The following is a 16,349-nucleotide window of genomic DNA, read 5'->3' on the forward strand; positions in this document are numbered from 1 at the left end:
GCGCCCGGCCTTCCCTGCGCCCTTGTCTCAACGAGGGTAATGCGATCGGGCAAAGCTCGGGCGAATGCGCCGCGAGATCGCGAACTCTCGTCCGCTGTTTGGATCGTATATCGGCGCGAAGACCAGTCATTCCACTCTCGCTGTCGTCGCCGGCTTGACCGGGCGACCCAGTACTCCGAGACGTTCGTGATTGAGAAGAGAAGCCGCGGCGTACTGGATGCCCGGTCGAGCCGGGGCATGACAGCCTAGCGCGATCCCATCAGTTCCAATGTGGAAAGATTGGAACGGGGAGAATTCGCCCCGGTTAGCTCCCACTGCCGAAGAAATCCGCTTCTTGGATGAGCCATGACCGATCTATCTATCGATGCTCGACTGCTTGCCCCAGACAATGATCGGCACGGCGCCAATTTCACGGTCGTCGTTGTCGCGGCGGCAATCCTTCTGGCGGGCGCAGCGGCCTTGTCAGGCACGATCTCGTGGCAACAGGCATTGTTGTTTCTTCTCGGAGGCGCACTTGGCCTGACGCTGTATCATGCGCTGTTCGGGTTCACCTCGGCCTGGCGCGTCTTCATTGTGGCGCGACGGGGCGCCGGTCTCCGTGCGCAAATGGTCATGCTGGCGCTGGCGACGGCCCTGTTCTTTCCGGCCCTCGCGCAAGGCACGCTGTTCGGCGTCGCCGTGCATGGCGAGCTCGGCGCGGTGGGCGTGGGCATGCTGACCGGGGCGTTCCTGTTCGGCCTTGGAATGCAGCTCGGCGGCGGCTGCGCGTCGGGAACGCTTTATACCGCCGGCGGCGGCAACACCCGCATGCTGGTGACACTGGCGGCCTTCATCGCCGGATCGACGCTCGGTGCGTTGCATCTGCCGTGGTGGAGCGCGCTGCCGAACATCGGCGCCGTCTCTTTGATCGAACGGCTCGGATGGCTGCCGGCGCTCGTGCTCTGCTGGGCCGTGATGGCTGCGATCTACCTCACCACCGTCAGGGCCGAGATCGGCCGGCACGGCGAACTCGAGCCGGGAGCGCGGACGAAGCTGCAAGGCCTACGCCGCTTCATGCAGGGGCCGTGGCCGCTCCTGTGGGGCGCGATCCTGCTCGCGATCGGAAATTTCGCCACGCTGTATCTCGCGGGACGTCCCTGGGGCATCACCTCCGCTTTCGCGCTCTGGGGATCGAAGATCCTGATGAGCCTCGGCGTCGACGTCGCGTCATGGCCCTACTGGCAGGGTGCTCGGGCCGCCTCGCTGCACCAAAGCGTCTTCGCCGACATCACCTCCGTGATGGATTTCGGCATCATCCTGGGAGCGTTGCTGGCCGCGGGCCTCGCCGGCAAATTCCATCCGACCTGGCGCATCTCCGCATCCTCGCTCCTCGCCGCCATCATCGGCGGCCTGCTGCTCGGGTATGGCGCCCGGCTCGCCTATGGCTGCAATATCGGCGCCTATTTCAGCGGGATCGCATCGGGCAGCCTGCATGGCTGGTGCTGGCTGGTCGCGGCTTTTCTCGGCAACATTCTGGGGACACAGCTCCGACCGCTGTTCGGCCTGGCCGTCGAGCGGTAGGTCTTCGTCTGCGTGCTGTTTCGTCAGACCGTCATGGCGGGACCGGCGATTGAACTCAACGCGTGATCATCCGCGCAATCGCTTCCCCGATCACCACCGTCGTGAAGTGGGTGTTGGCCCGGCAATCCGACGGCATGATCGAGGCGTCGGCGACGCGCAGGCCCGCGATGCCCTTCACCGTGCCGTCAGGATTGACCACGCCGTCGGCGTCGTTGACGCCGGTCATGCGGCAACTGCCCGCGGCATGCTGGATGTCGCCGGTTTCACGCCGCAGCAACGCGTCGAGCTCGTGATCTGGCAAGGCCGCAGCCTGCGGCAGCGTCAGATCCGTGTCGGCGAGCCGGATCCAGTCGGCGATGCCTGAAAGTGCCGGCTGGGCGGTGATCACGGCCAGCCGCTTCACCGCATCCTTCATGCGCAGCATGTCGCGAGGATCGGCCAGCATGTTCTCCTCGACAACAGGATCGATCGCGGGGTCGGTCGAGGCCAGCTTGAGCGTGCCACGAGAATACGCGTTGAACAGCCCGGCGCCGATCGCGCCCGGCACACCGATGCCGCGGTGGTTGAAGGCGATCAGGATCATGTCGCGCTTGCCGCCGTTGGCGAGGCCCGACGAATAGGTCACACAGCAATTGGTGTGGCGGGTGTCGGGGTCGGCGGGCCGCAGGTTTTCGTGAAGCTGGATCGTGGCGCGAAACAGCGGGTGGTCGAAGAAGTGCCGGCCGACCGGCAGGTCGCGCTCGACCGCGATCCCCATCGCCTTCAGCTCATCCGCAGGTCCAATGCCCGAGCGCAGCAGGATCGCCGGACTGTGGATGGCGCCGGCGCACAGCACGATCTGGCGCGCGCTGATCTCGTGGGTGCCCTGCCCCTCGATGTGAACGCGAAGGCCGGTCGCCCGGCCGTCGCTGATCAGCACGCGGTCGACCAGCGCGTGCCCGCGAATCTCCAGATTGGCGCGGCCCCGCGCGGGCTCCAGATAGCCCTCATTGGTGGTGATGCGGCGGCTGTCGCGGCTGTTGATGGGATAGCAGGCGACGCCCTCGCCATCCGGGCCGTTGACGTCGGCGCACCAGGGATAGCCGCTCGCCAGCGCCGCATCGCGCAAGCCGCGATCGATCGGCCCCCATTTCTCCGGCGGCGCCCGATAGACCGGCAGCGGTCCGCCGCGGCCGTGGCCGGCGGCGTCGCCGAATTCCAGATCATCCTCGATCACCGAGAACAACGGCATCACGTCCTTGGCCGACCAGCCGGTGCAGCCATTGGCGGCCCATTCGTCGAACGCATCGGCGACGCCGCGGATGGCGATCTGGCCGTTCATCATCGACGAGCCGCCGAGCCCCTTGCCGCGCCAGTAGAAGCGCGGCTCCTGGCCGGCCACACGGCGCGTTAGAAGATCAGGCCACTGCCATTTCTCCTGGTACTCGCGCTTGTGGATGATCGGGATGGGATTTGGCGTCATCACTTCCCAGGGCGCCTCGTCGGCGCGCCAGTCCAGACCCGCCTCAAGCAGCAGGACGCGCCGTGCGGGATCTTCCGAGAGCCGCGCCGCAACAGCGGCACCGGCGGAGCCGCCGCCGACAACAATGACATCGTACATCGCGCTACTTCTCAACATTCCAGAACACCGGGATGGCCGACGGTATCAGACCGCGCAAGGTCGCGCGAGAGGCGGCCGGCTGGGCGAACTGGCCCCACGGTATAGCGGGTGCCTGATCGTACATGACGGTCTGGATCTCGCCTGCGATCTTCTTGCGATCCTCCTCGGCGGGCGCCTTGGCAAAGGCTTCCATCAGCGGCGTGATGCGCGCATCGCACTGCCAGCCGGTGAAATCGGCGCAGTTGAAGGCAACCATCACATTGGTCAGCGGCGAGCCGAGGTCAAAACCGCCGGCGTGAACGCCATAGACGCTCCAGCCCTCCTTCTTGGCGCGGCGCGCCAGCACGCTGGCCCAGTCCATCACCTGGAGGTCGACGTTGAACCCGGCCTGTTTCAGCCGCTCGGCCAGCACCTGCGCCGAGACGCGGGGGGCTTCGAGATCGTTGGCCTCCATGACGACAACGGGCTCGCCGGCATATTTCGTTGCCTTCAGCGCGGCCCTCGCTGCTTCGATCGACGGCTTGGCGGCGGCTTCCGTGCCGGCCTTGCTGTCATAGGTGGTGCCGCAGGTGAAGTACGTCGCGCAAGGCGCCGCGTATTTGGCATCGAGGCCGAGCGCATCCAGCACCTCGCGCTGATCGACCAGCTTCCACAGCACGCGCCTGATGGCGGGATCGTCGAACGGCTTTGATGCCGCGTTGAGGCGATAGGCGCCCGCGAACATGTTGCCGCCGGTGAAGTTCACGAGCTTCACCCGTGAGTTCTTCTCCATGGTCGGCAGCAGATCGAACGGCGCGTATTGCATGAAATCGACTTCGCCGGCCTGCAGCGCGGAGGCTGCGGTCGCACCATCTGGAATGACGCGGATCTCGAGCGTGTCGATGTTGACGCGCATGCCGCCGGCGAGGAAGTCGGCAGCCTCGGGACGCGGCACGTAGTCGGCGAATTTCTTCAGGACCATGCGGTCGCCGGTGCGGTGATCGGCCTTGCTGTAGACGAACGGGCCAGAGCCGACGATCTCGGTGATGCGTTGGTCGCCGGGCGTTTTGGCGATGCGCTCGGGCATCATGAAGGCGACCGGACTGACGGGATTGCCGAGCGCGTCGATGACCAGACCGGACGGCTCCTTCAGCGTCAGCACGAAGGTTTTTGCATCCGCCGGCTCAAGCGAGGCAGTGATTGCAAAAATGCGGCGGCCGAGCGCGCTGCGGGTGCCCGAGCGGCGCAGCGAGGCGACGCAATCGGCGGCCGTGACCGGTTGGCCGTCATGCCATTTCAGGCCGTCGCGTAGCGTGAAACTGTAGGTCAGGCCATCGGCCGAGACCTTCCAGTCCTGCACCATCTGCGGCTTGATCTCGCCTTTGGAATCCTTCGCAAACAGCGTGTCGAACACCATGTAGCCGAACGTGCGCGTAATGTAGGCTGTGGAGAAATGCGGATCGAGCGTGACGATCTCCGCCTCGAGCACCGCGACGAGATTGCCTGCGGCATGCGCGGGCGGCGCGGTCAGCGCCAAGGCGAACAGCGCCGGAATGAAAGCCTTCAGTTTGGACATTGGTGCCTTTGCCTTTGACGAGCTGTTTGCTGTCGCCGGGAAAAAGCAATGTTCGTGCCTGTTCGATGGAAGCACTCATGCGCTCATGGCTATCTGCCGCGCGTTTGCCGGATGCGGGATATGAATTGGAGGGCGATGCTTTCGCCCATTCTCCGTCATTGCGAGCGTAGCGAAGCAATCCAGACTGCCACCGCGGAGGGATTCTGGATTGCTTCGCTACGCTCGCAATGACGATGTGGCTGCAGCTGCACGCTGCCTCCACAACGTCTAGGCCAGTCCTACCCGATCACCCTGCCGAACTTGTTCGACTTCGGGAATCCCTTCGGCGCGAGGCGGCCGGCATCACCGCGGTTGCCGCGCCACTCGGCGAGCTCCTTCATGGTCGCAGAGAATTCCCGGCCCGCGGAATCCTTCCAGGTCAGGCCCGCCTTGGCGTCGAACACGGCGACGTCGGAAAGACCGCCGTCCTTGTATTTCTGCAGGCGCGCACCGCGACCACGCGGCATCTCCTGCACTTGGTCGAGCGGGAAAAGCAGCATCTTGCGGTTCTCGCCGATGACCGCGACGGTATCGCCCAGCACCTCGGTGACCGTGCGCGCCTCGTTCGGCATGTCGACGTTGAGGACCTGCTTGCCCTTCTTGGTGGTGCCGACGCAGTCGTCCTCGTTGACGACGAAGCCCTGGCCCTCGTGGCTCGCGACCAGGAATTTGCGGCCGCCCTTGTTGACGAACAGCGTGACCGGCGCGGCCTCCGGCTCGAGATCGATGAACTGGCGGATCGGCTCGCCGTGACCGCGGCCGCCCGGAAGTTTTGCGACATCGAGCGAGTAGAATTTTCCGTTGGTGGCGAACAGCAGCAGCTTCGAGGTCGTTTCCGCGAAGAACGCGAACCCGAGTTTGTCGTCCTGCTTGAAAGCCAGCCCCGAGAGATCCTCGACATGGCCCTTGAGGGTGCGGATCCAGCCCTTGTCGGAGACGACCACGGTCACCGGCTCGCGCTCGACCAGGGCCTCCTCGATCGCGGCGAGATCGTGCTCGGGCGCGTCCGCAAAGGTGGTGCGGCGCTTGCCGAGTGGGGTCTTCGGTCCGAACATGTCGCGGACCTTGCCGACCTGCTCGGCGACCTTTTTCCACTGCTCGGGCTCGGACGCCAGCAATCCCTCGATGCCCTTCAGCTCCTTACGAAGATCCTTGTCCTCGCTGCGGATCTCCATCTCCTCGAGCTTGCGCAGGCTTCGCAGCCGCATGTTGAGGATGGCTTCGGCCTGCACCTCGGTGAGCTTGAACGCCTTGATCAGCGCCGGCTTCGGCTCGTCCTCATTGCGGATGATCCTGATCACCTCGTCGATGTTCAGATAGGCAATCAGCAAGCCGCCGAGAATCTCCAACCGGCGCTCGATCTCGGCCTTGCGATGGTTGGTGCGGCGGATCAGCACGTCGCGCAGATGGTCGAGCCATTCGCGCAGGCACTCAGCGAGCCCCACCACCTTGGGGACGCGGCCCTTGATCAGCACGTTCAGGTTCAGCGGAATCTTGTTTTCGAGCTCGGTCAGCCGGAACAGCGATTCCATCATCAGCGCGGGATCGACGTTCTTCGACTTCGGCTCGATCACGATACGAACGTCTTCGGCCGATTCGTCCCTGATATCGCCGACCAGCGGCAGCTTCTTCTGGTCCAGCAGCTCGGCGATCTTCTCGATCAGCCGCGACTTCTGCACCAGAAAGGGTATCTCGGTGACCACGACGACCCAGGTGCCGCGCGCACCCTCCTCCTGCTCCCATCGGGAGCGGACGCGGAACGAGCCGCGGCCGGTGGTGTAGGCTTCAGCGATCGCCTGCTTGGAATCAACGCAGATGCCGCCGGTCGGGAAATCCGGACCCTTGACCCATTTCAGCAAGGCCTTCGACTTCGCGTCGGGCTTCTCGATCAGATGCAGCGCGGCGTCGCAGAGCTCGTGCGCATTGTGCGGCGGGATCGAGGTCGCCATGCCGACCGCGATACCCTGCGCACCGTTGGCGAGCAGGTTCGGGAAGCCGCCGGGCAGCACGATCGGTTCTTTCGACTGGCCATCGTAATTGGGGCGGAATTCGACCCCGTCCTCGTCGATGCCGTCGAGCAGAAGCCGCGCGACGTCGGTCATACGCGCTTCGGTGTAGCGGTAGGCGGCGGGATTATCACCGTCGATATTGCCGAAATTGCCCTGTCCGTCGACCAGCGGGTAGCGCGAGGAGAAATCCTGCGCCAGACGCACCATGGCGTCGTAAATTGCCTGGTCGCCATGCGGATGGAACGAGCCCATCACGTCGCCGACGATTTTGGCGGACTTCTTGAAAGCCGTGCCCGGATCAAGCCGTAGCAGGCGCATGCCATAGAGGATGCGCCGGTGCACCGGCTTCAGGCCGTCACGGGCATCCGGCAGCGCGCGGTGCATGATGGTGGAGAGCGCATAGGCGAGATAGCGCTCTTCCAGCGCCTCACGCAGCGGCACCTCGTGAATTTCGGCCGGTTCCTCCGGCGGAATCAATCGTTTTCCCATGCCGCCCGGTTAAACCGTGGAAGCGAATCGGGCAAGGATCGATTGGTTCCCTGTGGGCGGCCTACTGGCCGGCCCAGCCTGCGGTGAAGGTCTGGGTGGGTTGGGCGTTTTTCGCCTGCGTGGTAGCCGGGGCATTGGGCAAGCACCGCCGCGCCGTCTCGATCTCGGCCTCCGTCGCGCCCTTGGACCTCGCCCATGCCTCTGCGGCCGCAGCGGAATATTTGGCCACATAGAATCTGACGACGGTACAGGAGGCACGGCGAAACACGCCCGGCTGCTCACCCGCGAGGGCGTCCGGCGCCAGCGCGATCAGCGCTGCCGATATCACAAGTCCCTTGATCAGCATGAGGCTATCCCCGGTTGGAACTCAGAACGGCAAGTCCGGGGAACCCCGTTTTGTTCCAGCAATGGTTCTTCCACCAAGGCAATGCAGAGCCGCGCCAGGTTCATGGCGCGGGAATCGCACCCTTTGCCTGTTGTCGCGTCAGCGCGTTGATGAAGCCTGCCCGAGCGTCGGAATGGCCCTGCCCGCGCGGCTCCAGCACGTGGCGCAGCAGGAACAGGCCGGTCAGTCGAAAGCCGTCCTGGAGATCCTGGTCGGTGAGGTCGCCCTGCACCTCGCCCTGGCGCAGGAACGGCGGCAGTCGCAACAGGCGATCGCGCCATGGCTCGCCGGCGCCGCGCGATACCGCGCCGCCGGATTTGGGCGAGACATAGATCAGGTCGTTGGTTTCTCCGGTCACCGCACAGTTTTCCAGCGCCAGCCCGAAGCCGAGCTCGGTGAGCATCGCCAGCTCGAAATGGATCACGTGTACGGCGGCGCTGCCGATGTCGTCGAAATCGTCCAGCGAATGTTCTAGCAGCGCCAGGAGGTTTTCGTGCGGATCGCGTTCCGGCAGCAATCGCGCGATCGAGGCGAGATGGGTGATGCCGTAGACGCCGTGGGATGATCCCAGCAGCGTCGCCGCCCGCAGCTTGAGGCCCTCGATGGCATAGGTGCCGAGATGCTCGTCGAGCCGCGCCCGCCACACCACGCCGAGGCTGTTGCCGGGCTGCAGCAGCGGCCGCATCCGAGAGCCGGCGCCGCCGCGGACGAGACCGAGATGGCGGCCGTGGGCGCGGGTCAGCAGCTCGACGATGGCGCTAGATTCGCCATGCCGCCGCACCCCCAGCACGATGCCTTCGTCGGTCCATTCCATCGGTGAAGTCTAGCGGATTCCGGTCTTCAATCGTAGGGCGGATTGGCGGGATTGCGCACCGCAATCCACCTGACGCCTTACGCGTTGAACCAGCCCTGCGCGTCGCCGCGGAACGAGAAATACAATCCCATCGCCGTCAGCACGCAGGAGACGATCTCGATGGCGCTGTCGAGTTCCATGCCCTTCTCGCCGATGATCTGCCCGAGCGAGATCACCGACAATACGAGCGCTGCCGCCAGCACCCAGCGCGGCCAGTTCTTGCGCCCGCGCGCGGCCAGCCGGACGAAATAGACCAGCAGCAGGATCATGCCGCCGGCGAGCAGCGTCGACGTCATGATCATCTGCTCGGTCATCTCGGCATTGGGCGTGCGGTCCTGCACCGCCACCGACAGGGCATCCAGCATCAACGATGCATAGAGCAACGCTTCGAAGCGCCGTACGTTGCTGGGTACGCTCATCGCCGACCGATCTTTTCTTGGTTATTCTTTGGGAAATTCCAGGCCCATCTCGCGGTAGCGATCGGGATCGTCGCTCCAGTTCTCGCGCACCTTGACGAACAGGAACAGGTGCACCGGCACGCCCAGGATCTCGCCGATCTCCTTGCGCGAGTCCGCTCCGATCGACTTGATGGTGGCGCCGCCCGCGCCGAGCACGATCTTGCGCTGGCTTTCGCGCTCGACGAAAATCGTCTGCTCGATGCGCACCGACTTGTCCTTGCGCTCCTCCCACTTGTCGGTCTCGACCGTGGACTGGTAGGGCAATTCCTGGTGCAGCTTGCGAAAGATCTTCTCGCGCGTGATCTCGGCCGCAAGCTGCCGCATCGGCGCGTCCGACATCTGGTCTTCGGGATAGAGGAACGGCCCCGGCGGCACGATCTCGGCCAGTGTATGCCTGAGGTCGTCGACGCCGTCGCCGGAGATCGCGGCGATCATGAAGGTCTTTGCGAAGGCCATGCGCTCGTTGGCGGCCTGCGCCAGCGCCAGCAGCTTCTCGCGCTGGACCAGGTCGACCTTGTTGATGACCAAAATCTTCTCGTGCTTGACGCTGGCGACCTTGGTGAGGATCGCCTCGGCTTCCTCGTCGATGCCGGCCTTGGCATCCAGCAGCACGCAGACGAGGTCGGCGTCATGCGCGCCGCTCCAGGCGGTCGAGACCATGGCGCGGTCGAGCCGGCGCTTGGGCAGGAAGATGCCGGGCGTATCGACCAGGATGATCTGCGAATTGTTCTCGATCACGATGCCGCGGATCAGCGCGCGCGTGGTCTGCACCTTGCGCGAGACGATCGTGACCTTGGCCCCGACCAGCGCATTGACCAGCGTAGATTTGCCGACGTTCGGCGCGCCGATCAGCGCGACGAAGCCGCAGCGCGTGGCAGTGGGCGCCTCGCCGCTTGCTTCAACCGTCATTGCCGCCGCCAACGCCTTCACGTTCAATCATCACTGAAGCTGCCACTTTCTCTGCCGCGCGCTTGCTGCCGCCGATGCCTTCCGCCGGAGCAAGTCCCGGAAGATCGACCGCGACGCGGAATTGCGGATCATGATGCGGGCCGGTGCGCTCGACCTCGCGGTAAACGGGCGTCGGCAATCCCTTGCCCTGCGCCCATTCCTGAAGAACTGTCTTGGGATCGCGCAACGGCCGCCGCGGCTTGTGCATGCGCTCGGTCCAGTTGCGCTTGACGAAATCGGCCGCCGCCGCGTAGCCGCCGTCGAGGAAAACGGCGCCGATCACGGCCTCGCAGATGTCGCCGAGCACGCTCTTGCGCAGGCGCGCGTCGGCGCTGGGGCCGACCGAGCCGAGCTTGATGTCGTCGAGCAGACCGAGCGACTTGGCGACGTCGGCGCAGCTCTCCTTGCGCACCAGTTCGGCAAGTCGCTTGGACATCTCGCCTTCGTCGGCGTTCGGGAAGGCGTGATAGAGCATGTCGGAGACGACGAGCCCGAGCACGTGGTCGCCGAGGAATTCCAGCCGCTGATAGCTGTCGCCGCGCTTGCGCCCGGACTTCAGCGCGGAGACATGCGTGATGCCTTGCATCAAGAGGTTCGGATCGGCAAAGTTGTAGCCGATGCGTGCCTCGAGCCCCGCATTCGCATCCAAGCCCCTGGCCTTGCTGCTCCGCACCCGCTTCTTCTTTGCAGGCGTCTTGATCTCAGGCGTCTTGTTCTCAAGGCTCTTGGTCGCAGCTTCGCCGTCGGGGCCCACTTGCGCCTCGGTCGGCAGGGTCGCGATGTCCTTGGCTTCGTCTTTCATCGGACGATTTTGAAGAAGCGATTCCAGCGCACCGCCCACGGCCAGCGCCAGAACATCCAGGCATGCTCGCCTTCGGCGATCGAGAAGAAGATCATCTGGGCGCGCCCGATCAAATTCTCCTGCGGCACGTAGCCGACCTGGCCGAGGAAGCGGCTGTCAGTGGAATTGTCGCGATTGTCGCCCATCATGAAGAAGTGGCCGGTCGGCACGGTGTAGACATTGGTGTTGTCGACGTAGCCGTTGTCGGCGCAGTCCAGCGTTTCGTAGGACACGCCGTTCGGCAGCGTTTCTTTCCAACGCTTCACCCGGGAGACGCCGCTGCCTTCGGCGCCGCAGGGATCCTCGCCGACAAATTCGCTCATGCGCTGCCGCTCGACCGGCGTGTCGTTGATGTAGAGCAGCCCGTCCCGCATCTGGATGCGGTCGCCGGGCAGACCGATCACGCGCTTGATGTAGTCGGTGGAATCGTCCTTCGGCAGGCGGAATACGACGATGTCGCCGCGGTTCGGGTCCGAGCCCCAGATCCGCCCCGAGAACAGTGGCGGCGAGAACGGGATCGAGTAGTGGCTGTAGCCGTAGGAATATTTCGAGACGAACAGATAGTCGCCGACCAGCAACGTCGCCTTCATCGAGCCGGATGGGATGTTGAACGGCTGAAACAGGAAGGTGCGGATCACCAGCGCGATCAGGAGAGCGTGGATCACGACCCGGATCGTTTCGCCGACGCCGCTCTCAGTTTTCGTTCCTGAAGTCACGCTCATTGCTCTCTCAATTCCGGCGGGCGGTCACAGCGCGCCCTCCTCCCGCGAACAGCCCATCGCTCGCGGCCCAAGGAGATTGTCCTGATTCTGATAATGAGGGCCAATTCCGGCGTAAAGCCGAATTCGCCCAGCCTGATTTGCGTCCGCGGACTTTTAGACGGTTGTCGGAGGCCACGCAATCAAGGATCGCATCAAAACTGCATAAGCATTTGATTTTGAATGCGAATTATAAAATGATCGGTGCCCAATCAGGGTTTGGCCAGCGGCACGGCGGAAATGATGACGAAGGCCTGTGCCAACGGCCAGTCATCGGTGATCGACAGGTCGATCTGCGCCGCGAACCCCTCCGGCGTCAGGGCCTGGAGCCGGGCCAGCGCCCCGCCCGTCAATTGCATGGTTGGCCGCCCTCCCGGCAGGTTGACCACCCCCATGTCGCGCCACCAGACGCCGCGCCTGATGCCGGTGCCGAGCGCCTTGGAACAGGCCTCCTTGGCGGCGAAGCGTTTGGCGTAGGTTGCCACCATCATCTTCTCGTTCTTGGCGCGCCGTTCCGCCTTGGCCCGCTCGGCCGCGGTGAAGATGCGGTCGAGGAAGCGCTCGCCATGGCGGTCGATCACCTTGCCGACACGGGTGATGTCGATCAGGTCGGAGCCGATGCCGATGATCATGCCCGGCTCCGGCCGCGGTCCATCGCCGCGCGCATGCTGCGCACCGTCTCGGCGAGACCGACGAACAGGGCTTCGCCGATCATGTAGTAGCCGATGTTGAGCTCCATGATCTCAGGCAAGCCGGCGATCGTCTCCGCCGTCGCATAGTCCAGCCCGTGTCCGGCGTGAACCTCCAGCCCCGCTTCCCTCGCCAGCTTCGCCCCCGCCACGATTCGCCGCCATTCGGCCGCGGCCTTATCAGTGTGACCGTCGACGACGGCGTCGCACCAGGCGCCGGTGTGGATCTCGATCACGGGCGCGCGCAGCCGCGCCGCCATCTCGATCTGGGCGGGATCGGCCGCGATGAACAGCGACACCCGGATGCCGGCATCGTTCAGCCGCGCGATATAGGGCCCCAGCGCATTGTGCTGGCCGACGACGTCGAGCCCGCCTTCGGTCGTCACCTCCTGGCGCCGCTCCGGCACGAGGCACACCGCATGCGGCCTGGTGGCGAGCGAAATGCGCATCATGTCGTCGGTCGCCGCCATCTCGAAATTGAGCGGCTTGGAGATCTCCGCTTTCAGCCGCGCCATGTCCTCGTCGCGGATGTGCCGGCGATCCTCGCGCAAATGGGCGGTGATGCCGTCGGCACCGGCCTCGATGGCCAGCAGCGCCGCGCGCACCGGATCGGGATTGCGGCCGCCGCGGGCGTTACGCAGGGTCGCGACATGGTCGACATTGACGCCGAGGCGGAGCGGAGGTGCGGGCATTTCAGGACTCACGGAATCACAGGAATAGACCAGGACGGAAGGCGTCTATCCATTAACACGTTCGGCGCGGGCGACGACCGCCTTCGCGCGCAGCTGGGCCAGGATCGCGCTCAAATGCTTGAGATCGTAGACTTCGAGATCGATCGTCGTCTCCGTGAAATCCGGTGAGCGGCGCTGCATGCTGATGTTGTCGATGTTGCCGTCGTGCTCGGCGATCACGGTCGCGATCTGCGCCAGCGCGCCGGGCTCGTTGACGTTCTCGACCTTGATGCGGGCCGGGAAGCGTTGTGGCGTGGAGTCCTCGATGTCCCAGCGCACGTCGAGCCAGCGCTCCGGCTCTTCCTCGAAATCCTTCAGGGCCGGCGCCTGAATCGGGTAGATGGTGATGCCCTCGCCCGGCGTGACGATGCCGATGATGCGGTCACCGGGCACCGCGCCGCCGTTCGGCGCGAACTTCACCGGCAGGTCGGAATTGATGCCGCGGATCGGAATCGCGACCGGGCTGCGCGGCGGTTCGGACGACTTCTCCTTGAGCTTGCTGGTAAGCCCCTTCTTGACGCCGTAGCGCGCGATGCGCTCCTCCTTGTAGTCGGGATACATCGCACGCGCGACGTGGGAGGCCTTGATCTCGCCGCGTCCCACAGCCGCCATGACGTCCTCGATCGAGGTCCGCGCGAGTCGCGGCAGCGCGCCCTTGAGCTTGTCGTCGGCGTATTCGATCTTGGCGCGCTCGAACAGGCGCTCGACGATGCGCCGGCCGAGACCGACATATTGATCGCGCACCGCAGTCCTGGTGGCGCGGCGGATCGCGGCACGCGCCTTGCCGGTGACCGCGAGCGTTTCCCAGGCCGACGGCGGCGCAGCTTGCGCTTCCGAGGTCAACACCTCGACCTCGTCGCCGTTCTGGAGCTCCGAGGACAGCGGCGCAAACTGGCCGTTGATCTTGCAGCCCACCGCGCTGTTGCCGACGTCGGTATGCACGGCATAGGCGAAGTCGATCACGTTGGCATGGCGCGGCAGCGCGATCAGCTTGCCCTTCGGGGTGAAGCAGAACACCTGGTCGTGGAACAGCTCGAGCTTGGTGTGCTCGAGGAATTCCTCGGGATTGGCGCTCTCCGAAAGGATACCGATGGTGTGGCGCAACCAGGCGAACGCATTGGACTCGCGCTTGAGAAATTCGGTCGGCGAGCCCACGCCTTCCTTGTAGAACACGTGCGCGGCGATGCCGCGCTCGGCGATCTGGTCCATCGCCTCGGTGCGGATCTGCAACTCGACCCGCTGGTTGCCGGGGCCGATCACGGTAGTGTGGATCGAGCGGTAGTCGTTCTGCTTCGGCGTCGAGATGTAATCCTTGAACCGCCCGGGCACGACCGGCCAGTTCGTGTGGACGATGCCGAGCGCGCGGTAGCAGGCCTCGATGTCGTTGACGACGACGCGGAAGCCGAAGATGTCGGACAATTGCTCGAAGCCGACCGACTTGCGCTCCATCTTGGTCCAGATCGAGAATGGCTTCTTGCGGCGGCCATAGACCCGCGCCCCCAGGCCCCGATGCCGCAGATTGTTGGAGAGCTGGTCCTCGATTTCGCCGATCAGATTGCGGTTGCGCTCGGCCAGCGCATCGAGCCGCTGCATCACCACCGAATAGGCTTCCGGGTCGAGGGTCCGGAACGACAGGTCCTCCAGCTCCTCGCGCATTTCCTGCATGCCCATGCGCCCCGCCAGCGGCGCATAGATATCGAGCGTCTCCTCGGCAATGCGCCGTCGCGATTCCGTCGGCACGAAGTCCAGCGTGCGCATGTTGTGCAGGCGGTCGGCGAGCTTCACCAGGAGCACGCGGACGTCGTCGGCAATGGCCAGCAACAATTTGCGCAGATTCTCGGCCTGCTTGGCCTCCCGCGACACCAGCTCCAGCCGCTTCAGCTTGGTCAGGCCCTCGACCAGCGCGCCGATCTCGGGCCCGAAGATCTGGTCGATCTCGGCCCGCGTCGCTTCGGTGTCCTCGATCGTATCGTGGAGCAGCGCAGCCACGATGGTGGCGTCGTCGAGCTTCAGGTCGGTCAGAATCGCCGCCACTTCGAGCGGATGGGAGAAGTACGGGTCGCCCGAGGCGCGGGTCTGCGAGCCGTGCGCCTTCATGGCGTAGACATAGGCGCGGTTCAGCAAATCTTCGTCGGTGTTGGGATTGTAGGACCTGACGCGCTCGACGAGGTCATATTGACGCATCATGCGTGCGCGAGGCTTCGCCGGGCGCGTCACCGGCGCAGTCGGGGCCACGGCAACCGATTCGGTTGCGGCCTGCATCTGCGTTGGTGTGCGGCGTCGATATACCATGCCGTCCTGCCTTCAAACGGACCACCACACAGCCCGTTGTATACATCTTAGCTCCGATCGCGCGCGTGTCCGATCAATTCAGTGACAGGAACAGGCGCGAACCGACCACGCTATGGTAACCACGAAAACGCCAACAAAAGCAAAGGCCCGAACAACGGTTCGGGCCTTTGATAAGATCACAAAGAAGTCGATGAGCGCGATGGGACGATTACTCGTCCTCCTCGGGCTGCTCCTCGGGCGGCGCCAGGCCTTCAAGACCCTTCAGGAGCTCTTCTTCCGTCATGCGCTCAACGGCGACTTCGGTATCGTCTGCATCCACGCTCGCACCGGCGGAACCGATCAGCGGCACGGTGTCCGGCTCGGGCTCGTCGACCTCGACGAACTTCTGCAGCGAGTGCACCAGCTCCTCGCGGAGGTCCTCCGGCGAAATGGTGGTCTCAGCAATTTCGCGCAAAGACACAACAGGGTTCTTGTCGTTATCGCGGTCAACCGTTAGTTGTGAACCAGACGAAATCATGCGGGCCCGGTGGGCGGCCAGCAGGACCAGGTCAAACCGGTTGTCGACCTTGTCGATACAATCTTCTACGGTGACGCGAGCCATCGACTGTCGCTCCGTTGTGGGTGGGACGAAATATGTGGATGAATGGCGGTAGTTATAGGGGCCGGGAGGGTTTCGCAAGGCCAATTTGTGATTTGGCCTCGCCAAGCGGCTCTGCTACCCCCACATTGGGGCTGGGATGGGTGGTTTCCCGGGCCGCTGGGGACGGCGGCGTCGGGAGTGTGCAAGTTGGCCATAACTATACCTTGATTGCCCCGACTTCTCCGGATTTGCGGTTTCGACGGGTTTCGGCGGGACTTTAGAAGTGCGCGGCTTGCTGTCGCCGCGCCAACAATAAACGATCAATCACGAACTCTACGCGAGCAAACTGAATGTCACCTTCCTCTTCCGACAAGATCGCGCTCTTCATCGATGGAGCCAATCTCTACGCGACGGCGAAAACTCTGGGCTTCGACATCGATTACAAGCGCCTGCTGAAGGAGTTTCAGAGTCGCGGGACGCTGCTGAGGGCGTTCTACTACACCGCCATCATCGAGGATCAGGAGTACTCCTCGATCCGGCCGCTGATCGACTGGCTCGACTA

15 protein-coding genes are annotated in these 16,349 nt (G+C 64.4%); 2 read left to right on the forward strand and 13 right to left on the reverse strand.

The genetic code is table 11. The features are described from left to right. Positions 1–345 precede the first annotated feature (345 nt). On the forward strand, positions 346–1,560 hold the full coding sequence (locus tag AC0L3U_RS37435; RefSeq protein WP_473364874.1) for a YeeE/YedE family protein: 1,215 nt from the start codon (positions 346–348) through the stop codon (positions 1,558–1,560). A 55-nt stretch (positions 1,561–1,615) separates the two neighbouring features. Here the strand turns inward: AC0L3U_RS37435 and AC0L3U_RS37440 are convergent, their stop codons facing one another. From AC0L3U_RS37440 to rpoZ, 13 genes are all read right to left on the reverse strand, one after another. Further along, the gene (locus tag AC0L3U_RS37440; protein ID WP_473364875.1) at positions 1,616–3,160 is read right to left on the reverse strand and encodes a GMC family oxidoreductase; all 1,545 of its coding nucleotides are present in this window, start codon (positions 3,158–3,160) and stop codon (positions 1,616–1,618) included. Positions 3,161–3,164: 4 nt separating this feature from the next. Continuing rightward, the gene (locus AC0L3U_RS37445; protein ID WP_473364876.1) at positions 3,165–4,715 is read right to left on the reverse strand and encodes an ABC transporter substrate-binding protein; all 1,551 of its coding nucleotides are present in this window, start codon (positions 4,713–4,715) and stop codon (positions 3,165–3,167) included. A gap of 278 nt (positions 4,716–4,993) precedes the next feature. Next, complete coding sequence (gene parC / locus AC0L3U_RS37450) at positions 4,994–7,252, reverse strand: DNA topoisomerase IV subunit A (protein WP_473364877.1); 2,259 nt, start codon at positions 7,250–7,252, stop codon at positions 4,994–4,996. Between the two features lie 61 nt (positions 7,253–7,313). Then, positions 7,314–7,598 carry a hypothetical protein gene (locus AC0L3U_RS37455; RefSeq protein WP_027567282.1) on the reverse strand — a complete coding sequence of 95 codons (285 nt, stop codon included), beginning with the start codon at positions 7,596–7,598 and terminating at the stop codon, positions 7,314–7,316. Positions 7,599–7,698: 100 nt separating this feature from the next. After that, a complete protein-coding gene (gene recO, locus AC0L3U_RS37460) occupies positions 7,699–8,451 on the reverse strand; it encodes a DNA repair protein RecO (protein WP_473364878.1) in 753 nt (250 codons plus the stop codon). 77 nt (positions 8,452–8,528) lie between these two features. After that, positions 8,529–8,909: a hypothetical protein gene (locus AC0L3U_RS37465; RefSeq protein ID WP_473364879.1), complete on the reverse strand. Its 381-nt coding sequence runs from the start codon at positions 8,907–8,909 to the stop codon at positions 8,529–8,531. Positions 8,910–8,930: 21 nt separating this feature from the next. Beyond that, the gene (gene era, locus AC0L3U_RS37470; RefSeq protein ID WP_456764016.1) at positions 8,931–9,857 is read right to left on the reverse strand and encodes a GTPase Era; all 927 of its coding nucleotides are present in this window, start codon (positions 9,855–9,857) and stop codon (positions 8,931–8,933) included. Continuing rightward, positions 9,847–10,698, reverse strand: coding sequence for a ribonuclease III (gene rnc, locus AC0L3U_RS37475; protein WP_473295459.1), 852 nt, complete (start codon positions 10,696–10,698; stop codon positions 9,847–9,849). The genes era and rnc overlap by 11 nt, the downstream gene beginning before the upstream one ends. Beyond that, positions 10,695–11,459 (reverse strand): signal peptidase I, encoded by a 765-nt coding sequence (lepB, locus tag AC0L3U_RS37480; protein ID WP_007603395.1) that lies wholly within the window; start codon positions 11,457–11,459, stop codon positions 10,695–10,697. Before lepB ends, rnc begins: the two co-directional genes overlap by 4 nt. A 248-nt stretch (positions 11,460–11,707) precedes the next feature. Next, on the reverse strand, positions 11,708–12,127 hold the full coding sequence (gene acpS, locus AC0L3U_RS37485) for a holo-ACP synthase (RefSeq protein WP_473364880.1): 420 nt from the start codon (positions 12,125–12,127) through the stop codon (positions 11,708–11,710). Continuing rightward, the gene (locus AC0L3U_RS37490; protein ID WP_473364881.1) at positions 12,124–12,876 is read right to left on the reverse strand and encodes a pyridoxine 5'-phosphate synthase; all 753 of its coding nucleotides are present in this window, start codon (positions 12,874–12,876) and stop codon (positions 12,124–12,126) included. Before AC0L3U_RS37490 ends, acpS begins: the two co-directional genes overlap by 4 nt. A gap of 45 nt (positions 12,877–12,921) precedes the next feature. Next, positions 12,922–15,207: a RelA/SpoT family protein gene (locus AC0L3U_RS37495; protein ID WP_473364882.1), complete on the reverse strand. Its 2,286-nt coding sequence runs from the start codon at positions 15,205–15,207 to the stop codon at positions 12,922–12,924. A 208-nt stretch (positions 15,208–15,415) separates the two neighbouring features. Further along, positions 15,416–15,808, reverse strand: coding sequence for a DNA-directed RNA polymerase subunit omega (gene rpoZ / locus AC0L3U_RS37500; RefSeq protein ID WP_007603391.1), 393 nt, complete (start codon positions 15,806–15,808; stop codon positions 15,416–15,418). Between the two features lie 329 nt (positions 15,809–16,137). On the opposite strand from rpoZ, the gene AC0L3U_RS37505 reads away from it, so the two are divergent. Then, positions 16,138–16,349: NYN domain-containing protein (locus AC0L3U_RS37505; RefSeq protein ID WP_473364883.1), on the forward strand; the 212-nt coding region annotated here is incomplete at its 3' end.

Source organism: Bradyrhizobium sp. Kon69, from assembly GCF_055807515.1.